At 62.5% G+C, this 20,302-nt stretch carries 25 protein-coding genes; 21 read left to right on the forward strand and 4 right to left on the reverse strand.

What is annotated here, in order from left to right:
- Positions 1-612 (forward strand): trimeric intracellular cation channel family protein (locus ACTS2Z_RS09150; RefSeq protein ID WP_442572907.1); only part of this gene is annotated, 612 nt, incomplete at its 5' end.
- Positions 613-632: 20 nt separating this feature from the next.
- On the opposite strand, the gene hemB is transcribed toward ACTS2Z_RS09150, so the two are convergent.
- On the reverse strand, positions 633-1,616 hold the full coding sequence (hemB, locus tag ACTS2Z_RS09155) for a porphobilinogen synthase (protein ID WP_442572908.1): 984 nt from the start codon (positions 1,614-1,616) through the stop codon (positions 633-635).
- A gap of 52 nt (positions 1,617-1,668) precedes the next feature.
- Here hemB and ACTS2Z_RS09160 point away from each other — a divergent pair, with 52 nt between their 5' ends.
- The 5 genes from ACTS2Z_RS09160 to ACTS2Z_RS09180 all read left to right on the forward strand — a co-directional run bounded on the left by ACTS2Z_RS09160 (position 1,669) and on the right by ACTS2Z_RS09180 (position 6,370).
- Positions 1,669-2,805 carry an isobutyryl-CoA dehydrogenase gene (locus tag ACTS2Z_RS09160; protein WP_442572909.1) on the forward strand — a complete coding sequence of 379 codons (1,137 nt, stop codon included), beginning with the start codon at positions 1,669-1,671 and terminating at the stop codon, positions 2,803-2,805.
- Positions 2,802-3,851 carry an enoyl-CoA hydratase/isomerase family protein gene (locus ACTS2Z_RS09165; protein WP_442572910.1) on the forward strand — a complete coding sequence of 350 codons (1,050 nt, stop codon included), beginning with the start codon at positions 2,802-2,804 and terminating at the stop codon, positions 3,849-3,851. The genes ACTS2Z_RS09160 and ACTS2Z_RS09165 overlap by 4 nt, the downstream gene beginning before the upstream one ends.
- A 30-nt stretch (positions 3,852-3,881) precedes the next feature.
- A complete protein-coding gene (mmsB, locus tag ACTS2Z_RS09170) occupies positions 3,882-4,778 on the forward strand; it encodes a 3-hydroxyisobutyrate dehydrogenase (protein ID WP_442572911.1) in 897 nt (298 codons plus the stop codon).
- Between the two features lie 132 nt (positions 4,779-4,910).
- The gene (hemA, locus tag ACTS2Z_RS09175; RefSeq protein WP_442572912.1) at positions 4,911-6,125 is read left to right on the forward strand and encodes a 5-aminolevulinate synthase; all 1,215 of its coding nucleotides are present in this window, start codon (positions 4,911-4,913) and stop codon (positions 6,123-6,125) included.
- The gene (locus ACTS2Z_RS09180) at positions 6,125-6,370 is read left to right on the forward strand and encodes a DUF6898 family protein (protein ID WP_442572913.1); all 246 of its coding nucleotides are present in this window, start codon (positions 6,125-6,127) and stop codon (positions 6,368-6,370) included. The genes hemA and ACTS2Z_RS09180 overlap by 1 nt, the downstream gene beginning before the upstream one ends.
- A 16-nt stretch (positions 6,371-6,386) precedes the next feature.
- Here the strand turns inward: ACTS2Z_RS09180 and ACTS2Z_RS09185 are convergent, their stop codons facing one another.
- Both ACTS2Z_RS09185 and ACTS2Z_RS09190 read right to left on the reverse strand, forming a co-directional pair.
- Positions 6,387-6,821: a MucR family transcriptional regulator gene (locus ACTS2Z_RS09185; RefSeq protein WP_442572914.1), complete on the reverse strand. Its 435-nt coding sequence runs from the start codon at positions 6,819-6,821 to the stop codon at positions 6,387-6,389.
- A gap of 45 nt (positions 6,822-6,866) precedes the next feature.
- On the reverse strand, positions 6,867-7,094 hold the full coding sequence (locus ACTS2Z_RS09190; RefSeq protein WP_442572915.1) for a hypothetical protein: 228 nt from the start codon (positions 7,092-7,094) through the stop codon (positions 6,867-6,869).
- Here ACTS2Z_RS09190 and glyA point away from each other — a divergent pair.
- The 10 genes from glyA (at position 7,093) to ACTS2Z_RS09240 (ending at position 16,064) form a co-directional block, all read left to right on the forward strand.
- A complete protein-coding gene (gene glyA, locus ACTS2Z_RS09195) occupies positions 7,093-8,397 on the forward strand; it encodes a serine hydroxymethyltransferase (protein ID WP_442572916.1) in 1,305 nt (434 codons plus the stop codon). The two genes, ACTS2Z_RS09190 and glyA, sit on opposite strands and share 2 nt — an antisense overlap.
- A gap of 11 nt (positions 8,398-8,408) precedes the next feature.
- Positions 8,409-8,891, forward strand: a complete 483-nt coding sequence (nrdR, locus tag ACTS2Z_RS09200) for a transcriptional regulator NrdR (protein ID WP_442572917.1) — start codon at positions 8,409-8,411, stop codon at positions 8,889-8,891.
- Positions 8,891-9,556, forward strand: a complete 666-nt coding sequence (locus tag ACTS2Z_RS09205; protein ID WP_442572918.1) for a RibD family protein — start codon at positions 8,891-8,893, stop codon at positions 9,554-9,556. The genes nrdR and ACTS2Z_RS09205 overlap by 1 nt, the downstream gene beginning before the upstream one ends.
- Positions 9,557-9,561: 5 nt before the next feature.
- A complete protein-coding gene (locus tag ACTS2Z_RS09210; RefSeq protein ID WP_442572919.1) occupies positions 9,562-10,176 on the forward strand; it encodes a riboflavin synthase in 615 nt (204 codons plus the stop codon).
- A 2-nt stretch (positions 10,177-10,178) separates the two neighbouring features.
- The gene (ribB, locus tag ACTS2Z_RS09215) at positions 10,179-11,294 is read left to right on the forward strand and encodes a 3,4-dihydroxy-2-butanone-4-phosphate synthase (protein WP_442572920.1); all 1,116 of its coding nucleotides are present in this window, start codon (positions 10,179-10,181) and stop codon (positions 11,292-11,294) included.
- Positions 11,295-11,321: 27 nt separating this feature from the next.
- Entirely contained in the window at positions 11,322-11,759 is a 438-nt protein-coding gene (locus ACTS2Z_RS09220) for a 6,7-dimethyl-8-ribityllumazine synthase (RefSeq protein ID WP_442572921.1), read from the forward strand.
- Entirely contained in the window at positions 11,760-12,248 is a 489-nt protein-coding gene (gene nusB / locus ACTS2Z_RS09225; protein ID WP_442572922.1) for a transcription antitermination factor NusB, read from the forward strand.
- Positions 12,245-13,228 carry a thiamine-phosphate kinase gene (thiL, locus tag ACTS2Z_RS09230; RefSeq protein ID WP_442572923.1) on the forward strand — a complete coding sequence of 328 codons (984 nt, stop codon included), beginning with the start codon at positions 12,245-12,247 and terminating at the stop codon, positions 13,226-13,228. Before nusB ends, thiL begins: the two co-directional genes overlap by 4 nt.
- A gap of 24 nt (positions 13,229-13,252) precedes the next feature.
- Positions 13,253-13,738, forward strand: coding sequence for a hypothetical protein (locus ACTS2Z_RS09235; RefSeq protein ID WP_442572924.1), 486 nt, complete (start codon positions 13,253-13,255; stop codon positions 13,736-13,738).
- Between the two features lie 154 nt (positions 13,739-13,892).
- Positions 13,893-16,064 carry a sodium-translocating pyrophosphatase gene (locus tag ACTS2Z_RS09240; protein ID WP_442572925.1) on the forward strand — a complete coding sequence of 724 codons (2,172 nt, stop codon included), beginning with the start codon at positions 13,893-13,895 and terminating at the stop codon, positions 16,062-16,064.
- Positions 16,065-16,142: 78 nt separating this feature from the next.
- Here ACTS2Z_RS09240 and ACTS2Z_RS09245 read toward each other — a convergent pair whose 3' ends face one another.
- Entirely contained in the window at positions 16,143-16,646 is a 504-nt protein-coding gene (locus tag ACTS2Z_RS09245; RefSeq protein WP_442572926.1) for an outer membrane protein assembly factor BamE, read from the reverse strand.
- 120 nt (positions 16,647-16,766) lie between these two features.
- Here ACTS2Z_RS09245 and ACTS2Z_RS09250 point away from each other — a divergent pair, with 120 nt between their 5' ends.
- The 5 genes from ACTS2Z_RS09250 to ACTS2Z_RS09270 form a co-directional block, all read left to right on the forward strand.
- Positions 16,767-17,306, forward strand: a complete 540-nt coding sequence (locus ACTS2Z_RS09250) for a ubiquinol-cytochrome C chaperone family protein (RefSeq protein WP_442572927.1) — start codon at positions 16,767-16,769, stop codon at positions 17,304-17,306.
- Between the two features lie 130 nt (positions 17,307-17,436).
- Positions 17,437-18,516 (forward strand): phosphate acyltransferase PlsX, encoded by a 1,080-nt coding sequence (gene plsX / locus ACTS2Z_RS09255; protein ID WP_442572928.1) that lies wholly within the window; start codon positions 17,437-17,439, stop codon positions 18,514-18,516.
- The gene (locus tag ACTS2Z_RS09260; RefSeq protein WP_442572929.1) at positions 18,513-19,478 is read left to right on the forward strand and encodes a beta-ketoacyl-ACP synthase III; all 966 of its coding nucleotides are present in this window, start codon (positions 18,513-18,515) and stop codon (positions 19,476-19,478) included. Before plsX ends, ACTS2Z_RS09260 begins: the two co-directional genes overlap by 4 nt.
- 81 nt (positions 19,479-19,559) lie before the next feature.
- Positions 19,560-19,862: an integration host factor subunit alpha gene (locus ACTS2Z_RS09265; RefSeq protein ID WP_442572930.1), complete on the forward strand. Its 303-nt coding sequence runs from the start codon at positions 19,560-19,562 to the stop codon at positions 19,860-19,862.
- A 14-nt stretch (positions 19,863-19,876) separates the two neighbouring features.
- On the forward strand, positions 19,877-20,302 hold a 426-nt coding region (locus ACTS2Z_RS09270), incomplete at its 3' end, for a MerR family transcriptional regulator (RefSeq protein ID WP_442572931.1).

Raw genomic sequence — 20,302 nt, forward strand, 5'->3', positions numbered from 1 at the left:
TCCATTCTGGACCATGCGGGCGTGTTTCTATTTGCGCTCTCGGGCGGCATTATAGCCGCCAGAAACCGGCTCGACCCTTTCGGCGCCGCAATCCTTGGCGCGGTCACCGGCATGGGCGGCGGCACGCTGCGCGACATGATCCTCGGCAGCCTGCCGGTCTATTGGGTCAACGCGCCGGAATATCTCGCGCTGGCGCTCGGCGGGGGTGTTGCGGGCTATTATGCCTCTGCGCTTGTCACCAGCGGCAAGGGTATCCGGCTAAAAGCTCTGGTATGGGCCGATGCGGCGGGCCTTAGCGTCTTTTGCGTGATCGGGGCCCAAGCGGGGCTCGCAGCCGGTGCGCACTGGTCCATCGCGGCCCTGACAGGGGTGATGAGCGCTGCCTTTGGCGGCCTCCTTCGCGATATCATCGTCAACGAGGTGCCGCTCATCCTGCGGGCAGAAATCTATGCGCTCGCGGCGCTTGCGGGCGCGTCCGCCTATATCGTCGCGGTGCAGCTCGGCGTCCTGACCAGTGTTGCAGCGCTGGGTGCGGCCCTGCTGGCCTTTGTTATACGCGGCGCGGCCATCCTCTATGGCTGGTCCCTGCCGCCCATCGGGAAGATTGACTAGCGACAGCCCATGCCAGTGGGCTATTCGCCCAGTATCTCTGCCGCAACGGGCGCGAAATAGGTCAGGATGCCGTCTGCGCCCGCGCGCTTGAAACAGGTGAGGGTTTCCATCATCACCCGCTCGCCATCAATCCAGCCATTCTGGGCAGCGGCCATGATCATCGCGTATTCGCCGGAGACCTGGAAGGCGTAGGTCGGCACACCGAAGGCCTCTTTCACGCGGGTGACGATGTCGAGATAGGGCAGGCCCGGCTTGACCATGACCATGTCGGCGCCTTCCTCGATATCCATGGCGACTTCGCGAAGTGCCTCGCCGGAATTGGCCGGGTCCATCTGATAGGTCTTCTTGTCGCCTTTAAGCGTTGCTGAACCGATGGCAGACCGGTAGGGGCCGTAAAAGCCGGAGGCGTATTTGGCAGCATAGGACAGGATCAGCGTATCGGTGTGACCGGCTTCCTCCAGCGCGGTGCGGATGGCGCCAATGCGCCCGTCCATCATGTCCGAAGGGGCGAGCACGTCGCAGCCCGCTTCGGCCTGGGCGAGGCCCTGCTGGATCAGCAGGTCGACGGTTGCGTCATTGAGGATCACCCCGTCTTCCAGCACGCCGTCATGGCCGTGATCGGTGAAGGGATCGAGGGCAACATCGCAGATGATGCCGACTTCCGGCGCGGCATCCTTCATCGCCTTGACCGCGCGCATGACGAGCCCGTCCGGGTTCAAAGCTTCTGTCCCCCGGCTGTCTTTCAGGGCGGGATCGATATGCGGAAAGACCGCAATGGCGGGGATGGAGAGGTCGCGCGCGCGGCGGGCGGCCCTGGCGGCTTCGGCGACGTTCATGCGCACCGTGCCGGGCATGGCCTCTACCGGCTCGATCGGGTCCGCGCTGTCAGATACCACAAGCGTCCAGATCAGGTCGTGGGGGGTGAGCGCGGTCTCGCGCACGAGGTTTCTCACCCAAGGCTGGCTGCGCGTGCGCCGAAGGCGGGTATTGGGAAACAGGGCCATATCGTCTATCTCGCGTGCCAGACAGTTTGTGAAGTGTGTCTGGAGGTTTGCCGTGAATTTCGAGCTGACGGAAGAGCAGGCGCTGATTCAGGATGCGGCCCGCAAGTTTTCTGATGACCGGCTGAAGCCCCATGCGGCGCGGTGGGACGAGGAAAAGCATTTCCCGGTCGATGTCCTGAAGGAAGCTGCAGAGATGGGCTTCGCCGGGATATATACCCGCGAGGATGTAGGCGGCTCCGGCATGAGCCGCGTCGATGCGGCGCTGATCTTTGAACAGCTTTCGCGCGGATGCGTGTCCACGGCGGCCTTCATCTCGATCCACAACATGGTCAGCTGGATGATCGACAGCTGGGGCACCGAGGAACAGCGCCAGCGCTGGCTTCCGCGCCTCACCGCCATGGACATGATCGGCTCTTACTGCCTGACCGAGCCGGGATCGGGTTCGGACGCTGCGAGCCTTCGCACAAAGGCCGTGCGCGACGGTGATCACTACGTGCTCAATGGCTCGAAAGCCTTCATTTCCGGCGGCGGTGTTTCCGATCTCTATGTCGTTATGTGCCGCACGGGCGGCGATGGGCCAAAGGGCATTTCCACCATCGTCGTGGAGAAGGGCACACCCGGACTGTCGTTTGGAGCCAACGAGAAGAAGATGGGCTGGAACTCCCAGCCGACAGCCGTGGTAACGTTTGAAGACTGCCGCGTGCCGGTGGAAAACCGGCTCGCCGATGAGGGCATGGGCTTCACGCTGGCCATGAAAGGCCTCAATGGCGGGCGCATCAATATCGGTGCATGTTCGTTGGGCGGTGCTGCCGAAGCCTTCGATCTTGCAGTAGCTTACGCCAAGGATCGAAAGCAGTTTGGCAAACCGGTTGCGGCCTTCCAGGCCAATGAGTTCAAGCTTGCCGACATGGCTACTGAACTCGAGGCTTCCCGGCTGATGCTGTACCGCGCCGCTGCCGCAGTCGACAGCGAAGACCCGTCCGCGGCGACCTATTGCGCCATGGCCAAGCGGTTTGCGACCGATCTCGGCTTCAAGATCGCCAATGACGCCCTGCAACTGCACGGCGGGTACGGCTATCTGAAAGACTATCCGATCGAGCGGATCGTGCGCGATCTGCGCGTCCACCAGATCCTTGAAGGCACCAACGAGATCATGCGCGTCATCATCGCGAAGGAATTGCTGAAATGACCTCACTCATCCAGGCTCGCAAGACCGGCTCAATCGGCCGCATCACGCTGAACCGGCCCGAGGCGCTTAACGCACTCAATCAGGAAATGGTGGACGGGCTGATCAAGGCGCTGCTGGACTGGCGCGAGGACAACAGCGTCAAGGCCATCGTTGTGGACGGCGCTGGCGAGAAAGGTTTCTGCGCGGGCGGTGATATCCGCATGCTGGCCGAAAGCGGGAAGGCCGGCGGCGCGGAAGCGTGGAAATTCTGGCGTGACGAGTACCAGCTCAACACGCTGATTGCAGAATACCCCAAGCCCTATGTCGCCCTGATCGACGGGATCACCATGGGGGGCGGGGTCGGCATTTCTGTGCATGGCTCCCACCGTGTGGCTGGCGACAAGACGGTCTTTGCCATGCCGGAAACCGGTATCGGTTTCCATCCCGATGTTGGTGGTGCCTATTTCCTGCCGCGCCTGAAAGGCGAAACAGGGACGTGGATGGGCCTGACGGGCGCCCGCCTGAAAGCGGCGGACAGCCTGGCAGCCGGCGTGGCCACGCATTACGTGGCTTCCGACCGTCAGGAAGCGCTGATTGCCGCGCTGGAAAGTGCCACGCTCGATGATGATGGCGAGGCGCTGGAAGACATTCTCGAGGCCCATGCCGGAGATCCGGGCGAGTCCGATCTCGCGCATCTGGGCGGGCTCATCGACGCTGCTTTCGCCGGAGAAGAACTTGCGGTTATCAGGGAGCGGCTGGAAACGGCGGGCGATGCCTGGTCGGCCAAGCAATTGTCGATCCTGAACGCCAAGTCGCCAACCTCCTGCGCGGTCACGCTTGCAGCCCTGCGCAAGGGTGCTGAACTCGATCTGCGCGGCGTGATGGCGCAGGATCTGCGCGTCTCCATGCGTCTGCTGGTCGATGGCTCGGATTTCTACGAGGGCGTGCGTGCGGTCATCATCGACAAGGACAATGCGCCCGCCTGGGGCCCGCAAATGCCAGCCGAAGACGTTCAGGCCATGTTTGCGCCGCTCGAGGCGGATCGCGAACAGAGCTTTCTCGACTAGACACCGACAATAATCGCCGGAGGACACATCATGGCCGTCATCGCCTTCATCGGACTTGGAAATATGGGCTCCGGCATGGCCGTCAATCTGGTCAAGGCTGGACACGAGGTGCGCGGGTTCGATCTGAACCAGGACGCCGTGACAGCCTTTTCCGGGCAGGGCGGCAAGGCTGCCGCCAGCGTGCTGGACGCGGTGAAGGGCGCCGACGCCATCGTCACCATGCTGCCGGCCGGCAAGCACGTGCGCGGCGTCTATGAGGGTGAGGAGGGCATTCTCGCCCATGTCGGCCCGAGCACGATCCTGATGGATTGCTCCACCATCGACGTCGATAGCGCGCGTGCTGTCGGCGAAGCGGCTTCAAAAGCGGGCATCCGGTTTGTCGACGCACCGGTCTCGGGCGGTGTCGCGGCGGCAGAGGCCGGCACGCTCACCTTCATGGTTGGCGGGACAGAAGACGCCTTCGAGGCGGCCCGTCCCTATCTCGAAAAAATGGGCAAGGCGGTGATCCGTGCAGGTGATTGCGGCGCTGGTCAGGCCGCCAAGATCTGCAACAACATGCTGCTCGCCATCCACATGATCGGGACGTGTGAGGCCTTTGCGCTGGCGCAGAAGCTGGGCCTTGATGCGCAGAACTTCTTTGACATTTCCTCCAAGGCGTCGGGGCAGAACTGGTCGATGACCAGCTATTGCCCGGTACCGGGCCCGGTACCGTCCGCGCCGTCAAACCGGGGCTACAAGCCGGGCTTTGCCGCGCCGATGATGCTCAAGGACCTGCGTCTTGCGCTGGAGACGGCGCAGTCCGCAGACGCGGCCATTCCGCTCGGCGCCCATGCCGAGAAGCTCTACACATTATTCACCGAATCCGGAGGGAATGAGAAAGACTTCTCCGGGATCATCGAGATGATTGCCGCAAACAAGACGTCATGAATTTGCGAAGCAGTTTCAAATAGAAGGCGCGACAATCGGTCCGCCTTACCTTATGAAACGAACAGGTCCATATACCGGGTATCAATAGCCCGATCCGGCAGCCCGCAGTATACGCGGCCAGGAGACGAGACAATGGATTACGCAGCAGCTTTCAAGGCGTCGGTCGCGCGGGTCCGGGCGGAAGGCCGCTACCGCGTGTTTGCCGACCTGCTGCGCAAGAAAGGGGAGTTCCCGAAGGCCCGCTACCGGGCTGATGATGGCAGCATGCGCGAAGTCGTCGTCTGGTGCTCCAATGACTATCTCGGCATGGGGCAGAGCGCCTGTGTTACGGGCGCGATGAAGCAGGCGATCGACGATGTTGGTGCCGGCTCGGGCGGTACCCGCAACATCTCCGGCACGACCCATTACCATGTGGAGCTTGAGCGCTCGCTGGCCGACCTTCACCAGAAGGAGGCGGCGCTGCTCTTCACTTCCGGCTATATTGCCAACCAGGCGACTCTGGCGACGCTCGGCAAGATCCTGCCCGGCCTCATTATCTATTCCGATGCGCTGAACCATGCCTCGATGATCGAAGGTGTGAAGCAGGCCGGTTGCGAGAAACATGTCTGGCGCCACAATGATGTCGCGCACCTCGAAGAGTTGCTCAAAGCCGCGCCACTCGATGCGCCGAAACTGATTGCGCTTGAATCTGTCTATTCGATGGACGGCGATATTGGTCCGCTCAAAGCGGTCTGTGATCTCGCCGACAAGTATAACGCACTGACCTATCTCGATGAGGTCCATGCCGTCGGCCTTTACGGCATGCGCGGGGCGGGTGTGGCCGAGCGTGACGGCCTGATGCACCGCTTCGACATCATCGAAGGCACGCTGGGCAAGGCCTATGGCGTTATGGGCGGATATATCGCTGCCGATAGCGTGATCTGCGATGCGATCCGGTCTGCTGCTCCGGGCTTCATCTTCACCACCTCGCTGGCGCCGGTTCTGGCGGCGGGCGCGCGGGCGAGCGTGGAATATCTCAAATCAGCGGCCCATCTTCGCGATGCTCATCAGGAGCGCGCAGCAACCCTGAAAGCCCGGATGAAGGCTGCTGGCCTGCCCGTCATGGAATCAGAGACCCATATCGTGCCGGTGCATGTGGGCGATCCGGTGCTATGCAAGCGCATCACAGACGCGCTGCTGGACGAACACGATATCTATGTTCAGCCCATCAACTATCCCACCGTGCCCAAAGGCACCGAGAGGATGCGTTTCACGCCTTCACCGCTGCATACCGATGCCATGTTTGATCATCTGATCACGGCCCTCGAAGCGGTCTATGCGAAGTACGCCAACGCACAGGTTGCCTGATGGCGCAAAGCGGTGGATTGCCCGGCCGCGAGATTATCTTCGAATACCAGGGCCTGTCCGATTCGGTGCGCTTAGCCGCGATTGATGCGGCAACCGGCATAGAGGTCGTGATTGTCGGGCCGGCCCGCGCCGCGCGACATGACCTGGAACGGCTGGCGCTTCGCAAGCTGGCGCGCCGCCTCGGGCTGGAGCTTGACGGCACAGACAAAAAGCCCCGGCCGAAAGGCCGGGGCGTTATTGTCTAGCGGTCGGTCTTCGCGGCTATTTGCGCGATTTGGACTTGCGGCCACCACGGCCAAGGCCGATTTCCTTGGCAAAATCGGAGCGGCGGCGCGAATAGGCCGGCGCAACCATCGGATAGTCGGACGGCAGGCCCCATTTGCGGCGGTAGTCATCCGGCGACATGTCATATTGCGAGCGCAGATAGCGCTTGAGCATTTTCAGCTTTTTGCCGTCTTCCAGACAGATGATGTAATCGTCGGTGACGGATTTGGAGACCGGAACGGCGGGCTTCGCCTTGGCTTCCGGCTTGGCTTCGCCGCCACTGAGCTCACGAAGGGCACCATGCACCTGGCGGATGATTTCCGGCACACCGTCGGCGGAAATCGTATTGTTCGCCACGTAAGAGGCCACGATATCCGTGGTCATACGCAGAACTTCTTCCTGATCGATCTGGGGAGTGTTGTCTTCAGTCATGTTCGCCACCTGATTTCGCTTTCATGCGGTAAAGTGATTGGTTTATTACGTAAGCCGATTTTGTTGAGTAAACAAGTAAAGGCGCTGCGCATACAACTGGGCTTTTGCAGTAAAGCGCAGTTGCGGTGAACGGTGCCCGGTGTTGCCGGAAAATCCCGTGATGGCCAAAGCCCGTGCGGCTTTTGCGCTTTGGCGGATGTGCATGGTTGTGAAGCGGCGTGCATGCGCGTATTTCAAGGCAAACCCCGCCGCGCAATCACAGGAGTCGCCCATGCCGGATTCAGTACAGGAAACCGCCCGGAGCGGCTTTTTCACCGAAACGCTTGCCAGCCGCGACCCGGAAATCGCCAGCGCCATCGCGCGCGAGATCGGGCGCCAGCAGGACCAGATCGAGCTGATTGCATCTGAAAACATCGTCAGCCGCGCCGTGCTCGAAGCGCAGGGTTCGCCGCTGACAAACAAGTATGCCGAAGGTTATCCCGGCAAGCGGTATTATGGCGGCTGCGAGTTTGTCGACATTGCAGAAGAGCTCGCTATCGAGCGGGCCAAGAAACTTTTTGGCGCTGCCTATGCCAATGTCCAGCCCAATTCGGGCAGCCAGGCCAATCAGGCCGTGTTCCTCGCGCTTCTCAAGCCCGGTGACCGGATTCTCGGTCTGGACCTTTCGGCCGGTGGTCACCTGACTCATGGCGCGCGTCCGAACATGTCCGGCAAATGGTTCGAGGCGCATCATTACGGCGTGCGCGAGAAAGACGCGCTGATCGATTATGACAAGCTGCGCGAACAGGCGCTGGAGCTGCGTCCGCAACTGCTTATCGCCGGTGGCTCTGCCTATCCGCGCGAGCTGGACTTCAAGGCCTTCCGCTCCATCGCGGACGAAGCCGGCGCGCTCCTTCTGGTCGATATGGCCCACTTTGCGGGCCTCGCTGCGGCGGGTGTGTATCCCAATCCCGTGCCCCATGCCGATGTGGTGACCACCACGACGCACAAGACCCTGCGTGGTCCTCGCGGCGGCATGGTGCTCTCGCGTGATCCGGAAATCGGCAAGAAGATCAATTCGGCCGTGTTCCCTGGTCTTCAGGGCGGCCCGCTGATGCATGTCATCGCCGGCAAGGCTGTTGCCTTCGGTGAGGCGCTGCGCCCTGAGTTCAAGCAATATGCCGCCAATGTGGTGGAGAATTGCCGGGCCATGGCTGGCGCTCTGTCCGATGCCGGTTATGCGCTTGTGTCTGGCGGAACGGACAGCCATCTCGCCCTTATCGATCTTCGCCCCAAAGGCCTGACAGGCGACATTTCCGAGGCGGCGCTGGAACGCGCCCATATGACCTGCAACAAGAACGGCGTGCCGTTTGATCCTGAAAAACCGACTGTTACCTCCGGCCTGCGCATCGGTGCGCCTGCGGGCACAACGCGCGGGTTTGGTGTTGCCGAGTTCCGGCGCATCGGCGAGATGATGGCTGACGTGCTCGATGCACTGGCGGAGAACCGCGAGGGCAATGCCGAGGTCGAGGGACGCATCCGCGAGGAAGTCATCGCCATGTGCAAGCGCTTCCCCATCTACCCTGAACTGGGCTAGGAGGCAGAGGCTTGCGCTGCCCGTTCTGCTCCCATCCTGATACGCAGGTGAAGGATTCCCGCCCGTCCGAGGACGGGCAGGCCATCCGCAGGCGGCGGCAATGTCCGTCTTGCGGGGCGCGCTTCACCACGTTCGAGCGGGTGCAATTGCGTGATCTCCAGGTCATCAAGTCTGATGGCAAGCGGGTGCCCTTCGAGCGCGACAAGCTGATGCGTTCCGTTCTGCTGGCGGCCCGCAAGAGCTCGATCGACAGGGAGCGCATCGAGCAGATGATCTCCGGCATTATCCGCCGGCTGGAAAGCAGCGGTGAACCGGATATTCCATCGCGCCGCATTGGCGAACTGGTGATGGAGGGCCTGCGCAATCTCGATCCGGTGGCCTATGTGCGCTACGCATCGGTCTATCGTGATTTTCGCGAGGTGGCTGATTTTTCCGAATTTATCCGCGGCGAGAAGCTGGGTGACGAGCTCGGCGAGGGCGAGGACGAGACTTAATGGCTGGGTTTGCGCAAGTTACGCTGAAGCTGGCGACGTCGCTCGACGGCAAGATCGCAACATCGACGGGCCAGTCCCAGTGGATTACCGGCCCTGAGGCCCGCGACGCGGTCCACGCCCTGCGCGCGCGCCATGATGTGATCGTGACGGGCAGCGGGACGGTTCTGGCCGATGATCCGCGCCTGACCGTCCGCCCCGGCGGCGTGAAAGCTGCGCAGCAGCCGGAACGCGCCGTGCTCGATACCAGACTGAAGGTTCTGCCCGGCGCAAAGCTTTTCGAGGAAGGGCCTGCCATCATCTTCCACGCGAGTGACGATGAGGCACGGGCAAAGGCCCTGAGTGCGCGCGGCGCGCGGCTGGTGCGCATCGCCACCGGGCCGGGTGGTCACACTGACCTTAAGGCAGCCTTGCAATATCTGGCGTCCTCCGGCCATTCGCGCGTCCTGATCGAGGCAGGTGGAAAGCTTGCAGCCTCAGCGCTGAAAGCCGGGCTGGTGCACCGCCTCGAATGGTTCCGGGCGCCCATGATCATTGGCGGCGATGGTATGGACGTGTTTGCAGCGCTCGGTCTTGGCAATCTGTCTGCCGCACCCCAGTTCCGCCGCACATCGGTGCGTGTCATCGGACGTGACCTGCACGAAAGCTATGAGCGCGAAGGTAACTAGCCGCCATGTTCACTGGAATTGTCACCGCGGTCGGGGAGCTGGTCTCTCTGGAAGATGGCGCTGTGCGCCGCTTCACGGTGCAGGGGCCCTGGGCGGCACAATCTCTCACGCTTGGCGCGTCGGTCGCGCATGATGGCGTATGCCTGACGATCACGGGTATCGAGCGAGGCGAGGGCGGTGCGCGCTATCAGGTGGAGGTATCGCCTGAGACATTGCGGCGTACGACGCTGGGCGACTGGAAGCCGGGAACACGCATCAATCTGGAACGCCCGCTGAAAGTGGGTGACGAGCTGGGCGGACACATCGTGCAGGGCCACGTGGACGGGGTGGGCGTGATTGCTGCGCGGGAGGACCGTGATGGCTGGATGACCCTGAAGGTCTCCGCCCCGGAGGCTCTCAGCCCCTTCATCGCAGAGAAGGGTTCTATCGCAGTTGACGGCGTGTCCCTCACGGTGAATGCGGTCAGCGACGATACTTTTGACCTGATGATCATTCCCCACACGGCCAGCGTGACGACGCTGTCGCGCCTGCAGGCAGGCATGCGGGTAAACCTTGAGGTGGACATCATGGCGCGCTACGCCGCTCGCCTTTCCCGCAATGGCGGGCAGAAGGACGCGTAACGATGACATCGAGCCAGTTCAACCTAGCCTCCTCCGAGGAGATCATCGAGGAAGCGCGCAACGGGCGTATGTTCATCCTCGTCGATGCCGAAGACCGCGAGAATGAAGGCGATCTGGTCATCCCGGCCCAGTTTGCGACCCCGGACGTCATCAATTTCATGGCCAAGCACGGACGTGGCCTGATCTGCCTCGCCCTGTCGCGCGAACGCACAGAGGCGCTCCACCTGCAGCCCATGGCACCGCGTAATCGCTCGCGCCATTCCACCGCCTTTACCGTCTCGATCGAGGCGCGTGAGGGGATAACGACCGGTATCTCCGCGCATGATCGCGCACGCACGGTCGCTGTCGCCATAGACCCCACCAAGGGTCCGGAAGACATTGTGAGCCCTGGCCACATCTTCCCGCTTCTGGCCCGGGATGGCGGGGTTCTGGTACGCGCCGGCCATACCGAGGCCGCTGTCGACGTAGCCCGTCTTGCCGGTGCCAATCCGTCCGGCGTGATCTGCGAGATCATGAACGAGGACGGCACGATGGCGCGCTTGCCGCAGCTGGTTCAATTCGCTGAAGCCCATGGACTGAAGATCGGCACGATTGCCGATCTGATCGCCTATCGCCGCCAGCATGACCGCTTTATCGAGCGGCGGCTGGAAACCAGCGTGGACACGCGCCATGGCGGTCCGTTCAAGCTGATCGTCTATCGTTCGCTTGTTGATGCGGTGGAACATGTCGCGCTCGTGAAAGGCGATATTCGCGCTGCAGAGGCGCCGCTGGTTCGCATGCACAAGGTCAGCTTTGCCGATGACGTGCTGGGCGCGCTCGGAGGCCGGGCAGGTCTGGTCGAGCAGGCGATTGCCAGCCTTGCGGCCCATGACGGAGCTGCGGTGATGGTCTTTATCCGCGAGACGAATGCGTCGGCCATTACCGAACGTTTTGGCGCGAGCCCCTCAGATCACCCCGACACCCGCGAGGCGCGCCGCCTGCGTGAATATGGCCTTGGTGCGCAGATCCTGATTGATCTGGGCATTCGCCGCATGGAATTGCTCACCACCACCCCGCAAACGATTGTCGCGCTGGACGGCTACGGCCTGGAAATTACCAGTCAGCGCGAACTTGGATGAACTGACCTTTTCCGGAAGGAGGCCGTGATGGCCGCACAACCCAGACTTCTCATCATTGCCGCCCCGTTCTACGAGGATATTACCGAGCAACTGGTCGAAGGCGCGACAGCAGCCCTGACCGAAGCCGGCGCGGCCTTCGAGATCATTGAAGTGCCCGGCGCCTTTGAGATCCCCGGCGTTATCGCCATGGCCGAGGCCGGCAAGCAACGCTATGATGGCTATGTCGCTCTCGGCTGCGTCATCCGCGGCGAAACCAGCCATTATGACTATGTGTGCGGCGAGTCCGCGCGCGGTCTGATGGAGCTGTCGCTCAAGGGCGTCCCGCTCGGCTATGGCATTCTCACGGTTGAAAACATCCGTCAGGCGCGTGTCCGCGCTCATGTCAGTGAGAAGAACAAGGGCAAGGATGCAGCCGAGGCGGCCCTTGCCATGATCGCGACGGCCCAGCGCTTCGGATCTCGCTAGATGACCGAGACTCCCTCCGATACGCGTGCACGCCTGCGCCGGTCTGCCCGCCTGTCCGCCGTTCAGGCGCTCTACCAGATGGAACTGTCCGGCACGGGCGCTCGCGCCGTGGTGAAGCAGTTCCGCGACCATCGTTTTGGCCATGATGGCGAGCCGGGCGAATACATCGAAGCCGATGAGGACTTCTTTGAAGACCTGCTTTCCGGTGTGGTGCGCGCGCAGGACGAGGTGGACCAGATGACCGCCTCGACCCTGAAGGAAGGGTGGAAACTCTCTCGGCTGGATGCGACGGTCAGGGCCATCCTGCGGGCAGGGGGGTATGAACTCCTGCGCCGGAGCGACGTGCCGACCCGTGTTGTCATCAACGAGTATGTCGATATCGCGCACGCCTTTTTCGAAGGCCCGGAACCGGCCTTCATCAACGCATCGCTGGATGCGTTTGCCCGGGCGGCGCGTCCGGGCGCAGAGGCCACACCGGAGACAGAATGAGCGGCAAGGGCGAGTTTGATTTCATCCGGGATCGCCTCGCTCCGCTGGCTGCAGGTTTCAAGGGTGCGCTCGGCCTCAAGGATGATGCCGCGCTTCTCTCTGTTCGTGCGGGCCGAGAGCTGGTCATAACGGCTGACACGCTCGTCGAGGGCCGCCATTTCCTGAAAGACACCGATCCTGCGCTGGTCGCCCGCAAGGCTTTGGCGGCAAACCTGTCAGACCTCGCGGCCATGGCGGCACGCCCGCTCGCCTACATGACCAATATTGTTTGGCCCTCAGGCAGTCCGGAAGATTTTCGGACGCGTTTTGCTGACGGCTTGGCGTTGGCGCAGGACGACTATGCGCTGCCCCTGATTGGCGGGGATACCACATCGGGTGATGGTCCCTGGGTCATCGCCATTACAGCCTTTGGCGAAGTCCCCGCCGGGCGCGCGGTCCTACGAAGCGGAGCGCGCATTTCTGACCGGCTGGTGGTCACAGGCAGGATTGGTGATGCCTGCCTGGGCCTGAAAGTGGCGCAGAAGCAGTATCAGCCTTCATCGGAGGACGCGGAGTATCTGGTGGGCCGGTTGAACCTGCCCACGCCGCGCCTCCCGCTGGCCGAAGCCCTTCAGGCCCATGCCCATGCTGCAATCGATGTCAGTGACGGACTGATTGCTGACGCGCGCCACATCGCCGATGCGAGTGGGCTTGGTGTCACGATCGAGCTGGACGAATTGCCGCTTTCCGACGCTGCAAGACGATGGCTCGACGAGCAGGATGACACCCGCGCGGCGCGGTTGCAGCTCGCGAGCTTCGGCGATGATTACGAGCTCGCGTGTGCCGTGCCCGAAGCGCGGGTCGATACCTTCCTGGCCGAACTTCGCAAAGGCGGTGTGGATGGGCGTGTCGTGGGACATTTTCACGACGGGACAGGAGCCGCTGTCCTGTCTGACGGGCAGGCTGTCGAGGCAGGCGCCGGAGGATTCACGCATTTTTGACCGGTGCCGTGTGAAAATGGCTCCATGATACAGCGCGCTCTTGTCCTTGCATTGCTGATGGTTGCTGCCCCTGTGGCCTATGGCGCTCCGCCGCCAGCTGCGGAGGAGGAAGGGCCTGCCATCGTAGTGCCGAATGATCTGCGCGATCTCGCGCAGGCGGCCGGAGAGCGGCTGGCCCCTCCGGAAACCCCGCACCTGGACCTGCCCGCCATTACCGTTCCTCTGGTCAGCGAGGGCCGCCTGGCAGGCTATGCCTATCTCAATACCCGGCTGCATCTGAATGATGAGGCGGATATTCCCCTTATACGTGAGCAACTTCACTTCATCATGCACGATCTCGTCGGCCTCGCGCATGCCCATCCCTTCCAGCTTGTATCCGGTGACGATTTCGATACCGGCGACACGTACGAGCATTGGGACAGGGCGATTGATGCGCGCCTCGGCGAAGGGCATGTGACCAGTCTTGAGCCGCTGGCAGCAGCCGTCCAGGTTCAGCGCTCTCACCGCTAGGCGCAGCACGCCTTCAACTCTGATTGCACCGTGTGTGCCCATTGGGCATAGTCCGCGCGTCAACGGGAGGGGCTGCAGGCAGTGCGATTCGCCGCATTTGCCGGACATGCGGCCATTCCCCCCAAAACAAGAACGCTAAACGGGGAAACCAATTATGAGCATTGAGCTGTGGCTATGGCTGGTCATTGCGGCCGGCGTGCTGGCCCTGATCTATGGCGCGGTAACCGTCCGCTCCATCCTGTCCGCGAGTGCGGGCAATGAACGCATGCAGGAAATCGCCAAGGCGATCCAGGAAGGCGCCAACGCCTATCTGAAGCGCCAGTACACCACGATTGCCATTGTGGGCGCTGTCGTTTTCGTGGCGGTCTTCTTCCTGCTGGGCTGGCAGGTGGCTGTCGGCTTCCTCGTCGGCGCGGTGCTGTCGGGTGTTGCCGGCTTCATCGGGATGCTGGTCTCGGTGCGCGCCAACGTGCGCACAACCGAGGCTTCGCGCACCGGCCTGGCTGCGGGCCTGTCCATGGCCTTCAAGTCGGGTGCGGTCACGGGCATGCTCGTTGCCGGTCTCGCCCTTCTCTCGGTGGTGGTCTATTACTTCCTCCTCACGGGCGTGATGGGCTTTGATCCAGTCAGCCGCACGGTGATCGACTCGCTGGTGGCGCTCGGCTTTGGCGCTTCACTCATCTCGATCTTTGCCCGTCTTGGCGGCGGCATCTTCACCAAAGGCGCCGATGTCGGCGGTGACATGGTCGGCAAGGTGGAAGCCGGTATTCCCGAGGATGACCCCCGCAACGCCGCGACCATCGCGGACAATGTCGGTGACAATGTCGGCGACTGTGCGGGTATGGCGGCCGACCTGTTCGAGACCTATGCCGTGACGGTTGTCGCCACCATGGTTCTCGCCTCGATCTTCTTCCGCGGCCTGACCGGTGATGTCGGCGTCGACACGATGATGCTCTATCCGCTCGCCATTGGCGGCGTCTGCATCATCGCCTCAATCATCTCGACCTATTTCGTGCGCCTTTCCAAAGGCTCGCGCAACGTCATGGGCGCGCTCTACAAGGGCTTCGTGGCCTCGGCCGTGCTGGCGCTGGTGGGTGTAGGCGTCGTGACCTGGTCGCTGATCGGCTTTGACACCGAAATCACCGCCTCCAGCGGTACCAGCTTTACTGGCTTGGACCTGTTCCTGTGCGGCGTGGCCGGTCTTCTGGTCACTGGCGCGATCGTCTGGATCACCGAATACTATACCGGCGTGGACTTCCGCCCGGTCAAGTCGGTGGCCAAGGCGTCTGAATCCGGTCACGGCACAAACGTGATCCAGGGACTCGCGGTCTCGCTGGAGTCCACGGCACTGCCGGCGCTGACGATCATTGTCGGCATCCTGGCGACCTACAACATGGCGGGCCTTTTCGGCATCGCCATTGCCGTGACGACGATGCTGGCTCTCGCCGGCATGGTGGTGGCGCTCGATGCATTCGGTCCGGTGACCGACAACGCAGGCGGCATCGCCGAAATGGCGGACCTCGACAGCTCGGTGCGTGACACGACCGATACGCTCGACGCGGTTGGCAACACCACCAAAGCCGTCACCAAGGGCTATGCCATCGGTTCGGCAGGCCTCGGCGCGCTGGTGCTGTTTGCGGCCTTCACCGAGGATCTGAGCTATTTCGCTGCCAACCCGACCGAGTATCCGTTCTTTGCCGGTGTGGCTGTCGATTTCGCCCTGTCCAACCCCTACGTTGTGGTCGGCCTGTTCTTCGGCGGTCTTTTGCCCTTCCTCTTCGGCGGCATGTCGATGATGGCGGTTGGCCGTGCAGCCGAGGCCGTCGTGGCCGAGGTGCGCCGTCAGTTCCGCGAGAACCCGGGCATCATGACCTTCGAGGTGAAGCCTGATTACGGCCGCGCGGTGGACATGCTCACCCGCGCCGCGATCCGCGAAATGATCGTGCCTTCGCTTCTGCCGGTCCTGTCTCCGATTGTCCTGTTCTTCGTGATCTGGTTCGTCGGCGGCGCCGAGTTTGGCTTCAACGAGGCTGGCAAGGCCGATGCGCTGGCCGCAGTGGGTGCGATGCTGCTGGGCGTGATCGTGACGGGCCTCTTCGTGGCCATCTCGATGACCTCGGGCGGCGGTGCCTGGGACAATGCCAAGAAGTATATCGAAGACGGCAATCATGGCGGCAAGGGTTCTGAGGCCCATAAAGCTGCCGTGACAGGCGATACGGTGGGCGATCCCTACAAGGACACCGCCGGCCCGGCCGTGAACCCGATGATCAAGATCACGAACATCGTGGCTCTGCTTCTGCTGGCCGTTCTGGCTGGCGCAGCCTGATCCTGAACACAGCACACAAGGAAAAGCCCCGGCAGCGATGCCGGGGCTTTTTCTTGGATCAGACTTTTTTCGAAAAGCCTAGTCGTTGCGGCGCGGACCACCGGCGCCGCCGGGCAGGTTTTCCTGACCGGAAATCTGGTCGGTCGGCAGGCGGCCCACATTACCCAGGACCTGTTCAAGCAGGGTCAGTTCGCGGCCCCGCGTCGGGGTAGTGCGCGAGACGTAGTTGACCTGGCGGGAGTCCGACGCGTCGTACTCGTTCACCTCCTGAACCACGCCTTCCTCGTCAAAGCGTACCGCGATGACGCGGCGTGCCAGCGTCGTCGGGCGCAGATAGGCGAGGTATTCGCGCGTGTCGGTAATGTAATACCAGGTGTTGTCCTCGAACGTGCCGCGAACCGACGGGCTGCCGAGCGTTGCCAGAAGGGTGGCTTCGGTGTCCTCGCCCACCACAATCTCCGGCACTTCGCCATCGGTGTAGCGATAGCCGTGCGTGCGCAGGGTCGGATTGCAGGCTGTGACGGCCATGGCGCCCAGCGTAATGGCGGCAACCGTGAGCATGCGCTTCGAATGACGGTTCATAGGCTTCATGGCCTCCATAGCCTCACCTGCAGGTGCGTCCTCGCGCCACTGGCGCGGCGGACGCTTTTGACCTACCTGTCGCGCAGCCTAGCGTCTAGTCCCGCCTTCAGGGAGTGCCAAATGCCATTTTCGCTGAATCTGTTCCGCACCGATCCGGTGAAAGCCCGCGCCCGGGCGCTCTATGACGCGATACTGGTCGAGGCGCGCAAGCCCTCGCTTTATGGTGAAGCCGGTGCGCCGGACACCGTCGATGGCCGCTTTGACATGATTGTTTTGCACGCAGCGCTCGTCATGCGGCGCCTCCGCGAAGAAGGGCCGCAAGGGCAGGCGCTGGCGCAAGCGCTCTTCGGCCGGTTGTTCGACGACATGGATGCAGCCTTGCGCGAGATGGGCATTGGCGACATGAGCGTCGGCAAGAAAATCAAGCAGATGGCGGAAGCCTTCTATGGCCGCGCCGCAGCCTATGATGCAGCGTTGAAGGCCGGTGATGCGCAGCAGTTGTCGACGATATTGTGGCGCAATCTCTTTGACAGCGCACCGGATCAGGAGAATGCGGCCCGGCGCCTGTCTGCCTATGCAATCGCCGCCGATCGCGAGATTGCCTCAATGCCTGCTGAAGAGCTGCTGGAAGGCCGGCTTCAGGCACTTTCCGCCGCCTGAGCCTCCAGCTTCCAGCCGTGCGCCCTTGTTGCATCGGCGCGGTCAATCGGTAAGTTGCGCACCTGCGTTCCGGCTGGGCCCCTGACGGGGAATCGGAGCGGGACAGGATTTGCGTTTTCCGGATCCCTTTATGAATTCACAACTGGTTCTTTCCCTGGATGCCATGGGCGGCGACCACGCGCCCGGCATCGTTGTTGACGGCGCAGCGGTCTTTCTCAAAGGCCGCCGGCGCAAGGTGCGTCTGCTGTTCCATGGCGATGAGGCCCAGCTCAAGCCGCTGATAGACGCGCATCCCGAACTCGCGGCGGTCAGCGAGATCCGCCACACCGAGAGCCAGGTCGACATGTCGGCCAAGCCCTCAGAGGCTGTGCGCCGTTCCCGCGGTTCATCCATGTGGAATGCCGTTCAGGCCGTTCGTGATGGCGAGGCACAGGTTGCGGTGTCTGCGGGCAATACCGGCGCGCTGATGGCAATCTCCAAGGTCTGCCTTCGCATGAAGGCCGGGGTGCATCGCCCGGCCATTGCGGCGAGCTGGCCGGTTCCGAAGGGCTTTTCGACGGTTCTCGATGTCGGCGCGAATGTCGAATGCACGCCTGCCCAGCTCGTCGAGTTTGCGATCATGGGTGAGGCCTTTCATCGGGCGGTGCATGGCAAGGATCGCCCGACGGTCGGCCTCCTGAACGTGGGTCAGGAAGAGCTTAAGGGCAATGACGTGGTCCGGGATGCAGACGCGCTCCTGCGCGCCGCACATCTCGACATGGACTATCGCGGCTATGTCGAGGGCAATGACATCTCCACCGGCACGACCGATGTCGTCGTGACAGATGGCTTCACGGGCAATGTCGCGCTCAAGACGGCAGAGGGCACGGCCCGCCTCGTTGCAGGCTGGGTTCGGGAGGCCCTGACCAGCTCACTGATATCGAAACTTGCCGCTGCCCTGTTGCAACTCGGCGCGCTTGGACAGCTTCGCGCCCGGATGGACCCCAATAACGTCAATGGCGGTGTGTTCCTCGGCCTCAACGGGGTCGTGGTGAAAAGCCATGGCGGCACCAATGCCGCCGGTTATGCCACAGCGCTGCGTATCGCGCTGGAAATGGCCGATAGCGCCTTCCTGAACGAGATTGAACGAAACCTGTCCCTGCTCGAAACGGCACTCGCCAGCGAGGCAGGCACAGAGGTGCCCGCGCACGGGCAAGAGGAGACTGCGTGACTGCAATCCGATCCCGCATCGCCGGAATTGGCACCTACCTGCCCGAGCGGGTGATGGCCAATGCCGAAATGTCCAGCCTCGTCGAGACGAGCGATGAATGGATCCGCGAACGCACCGGCATCAGCCAGCGCCATATTGCTGCAGATGGCGAGTTCACGTCCGACCTCGCGACCCATGCTGCCCGCGCTGCTCTCGCCCATGCCGGCATGGATGCGTCCGCGATCGACCTGATCGTGCTGGCAACGGCCACGCCCGACCTGACCTTCCCCGCAACGGCGACCATGGTTCAGGAAAAGCTCGGCATCCGTCAGGGCGCGGCCTTTGACGTTCAGGCGGTGTGTTCGGGTTTTCTCTATGCACTTGCCACGGCGGATAATTTCATCAAGGCCGGTCAGGCGACCAACGCGCTCGTCATTGGTGCGGAAACCTTCTCGCGCATTCTCGACTGGACGGACCGTACCACCTGCGTGCTGTTCGGTGACGGGGCAGGGGCCATGGTGCTGTCGGCCACGACCGGCGAGGAAGAAGGTCTGATCCGTACGCATCTGCGCTCGGACGGGCAGTTCTGCGACCTGCTTTACGTTGATGGCGGTCCCTCGCGTACCCAGACCGTTGGTCATCTGCGCATGCAAGGCAATCAGGTCTTCCGCCATGCCGTCGGCAAGATTGCCGGCTCGATGGAGGAATTGTCGGAAATGGCCGGCATTCCGATCAGCGAGATCGACTGGTTCGTGCCGCACCAGGCCAATCAGCGCATTCTGGAAGGCGTCGCCAAGCGCCTGTCCATTCCGGTGGAGAAAGTGATCTCCACGGTCGGGCGTCACGGCAATACGTCGGCTGCCTCAATCCCGCTTGCGTTCGATACAGCGGTCAAGGACGGGCGGATCAAGCGCGGCGACCTGGTGCTGATGGAAGCGCTGGGCGGCGGGTTTACCTGGGGTGCCGCGTTAGCGCGCTATTGACAGTGAATCTATGGTTAACATTGACCATCATGCCCGCTCGGGCATAACGTTTGTTTCCAATTTTGAACCGGGGAGTTTGCAATGACGGGCAAGACACTTACCCGCGCGGATCTGGCTGACGCGATCCACCGTGATATCGGGGTATCGAGGCAGGAGTCCGCGCAACTGGTGGAGGCCGTGCTCGACATGATTTCCGACACGCTGATCAAGGGGGAGACGGTCAAGCTCTCCTCTTTCGGTTCGTTCCAGCTGCGCGACAAGAATGGCCGGGTAGGCCGCAATCCGAAGACAGGCGAGGAAGTGCCGATTGATCCGCGCCGGGTGCTGGTGTTCAAGCCCTCGCAAGTGCTCAAGGAGCGCATTGATACTGCACTGTCCAAGTAGGAACCCCTGAAGCCGTGGCCAAATCCGCCGACGCCTACCGCACCATTTCCGAAGCCGCGGCAGAAGTTGATCTGCCGACCCATGTCCTGCGCTTCTGGGAAACGAAGTTCACCCAGCTGAAACCCGTCAAGCACAAGGGTGGCCGCCGCCTTTACCGGCCCCAGGACGTCGCCCTGCTCAAAGGGCTGCGCCGGCTTCTTTATGCCGAAGGCTATACGATCAAGGGCGCGCAGAAATACTTGCGCGAACATGGGGTTGCGGAGGTTGCCGGCCTCGCCGATGGGGGACAGGTCGCAGCGCCATCCACAGAGGTGCTGCAAGCAGTTCCAGCCACAGGCAATGAGTCGCCTGACGGCAATGCAATCAACCGTCTGGGTGTCGTGCTCGCGCGCGTCGAGCAAGCCAAGGCGCGTCTGGATTCCGCTCTGGCTGCGCGCGGC

It is taken from the genome of Glycocaulis sp., assembly GCF_052168375.1.
In the GTDB taxonomy this organism is placed as follows: domain Bacteria; phylum Pseudomonadota; class Alphaproteobacteria; order Caulobacterales; family Maricaulaceae; genus Glycocaulis.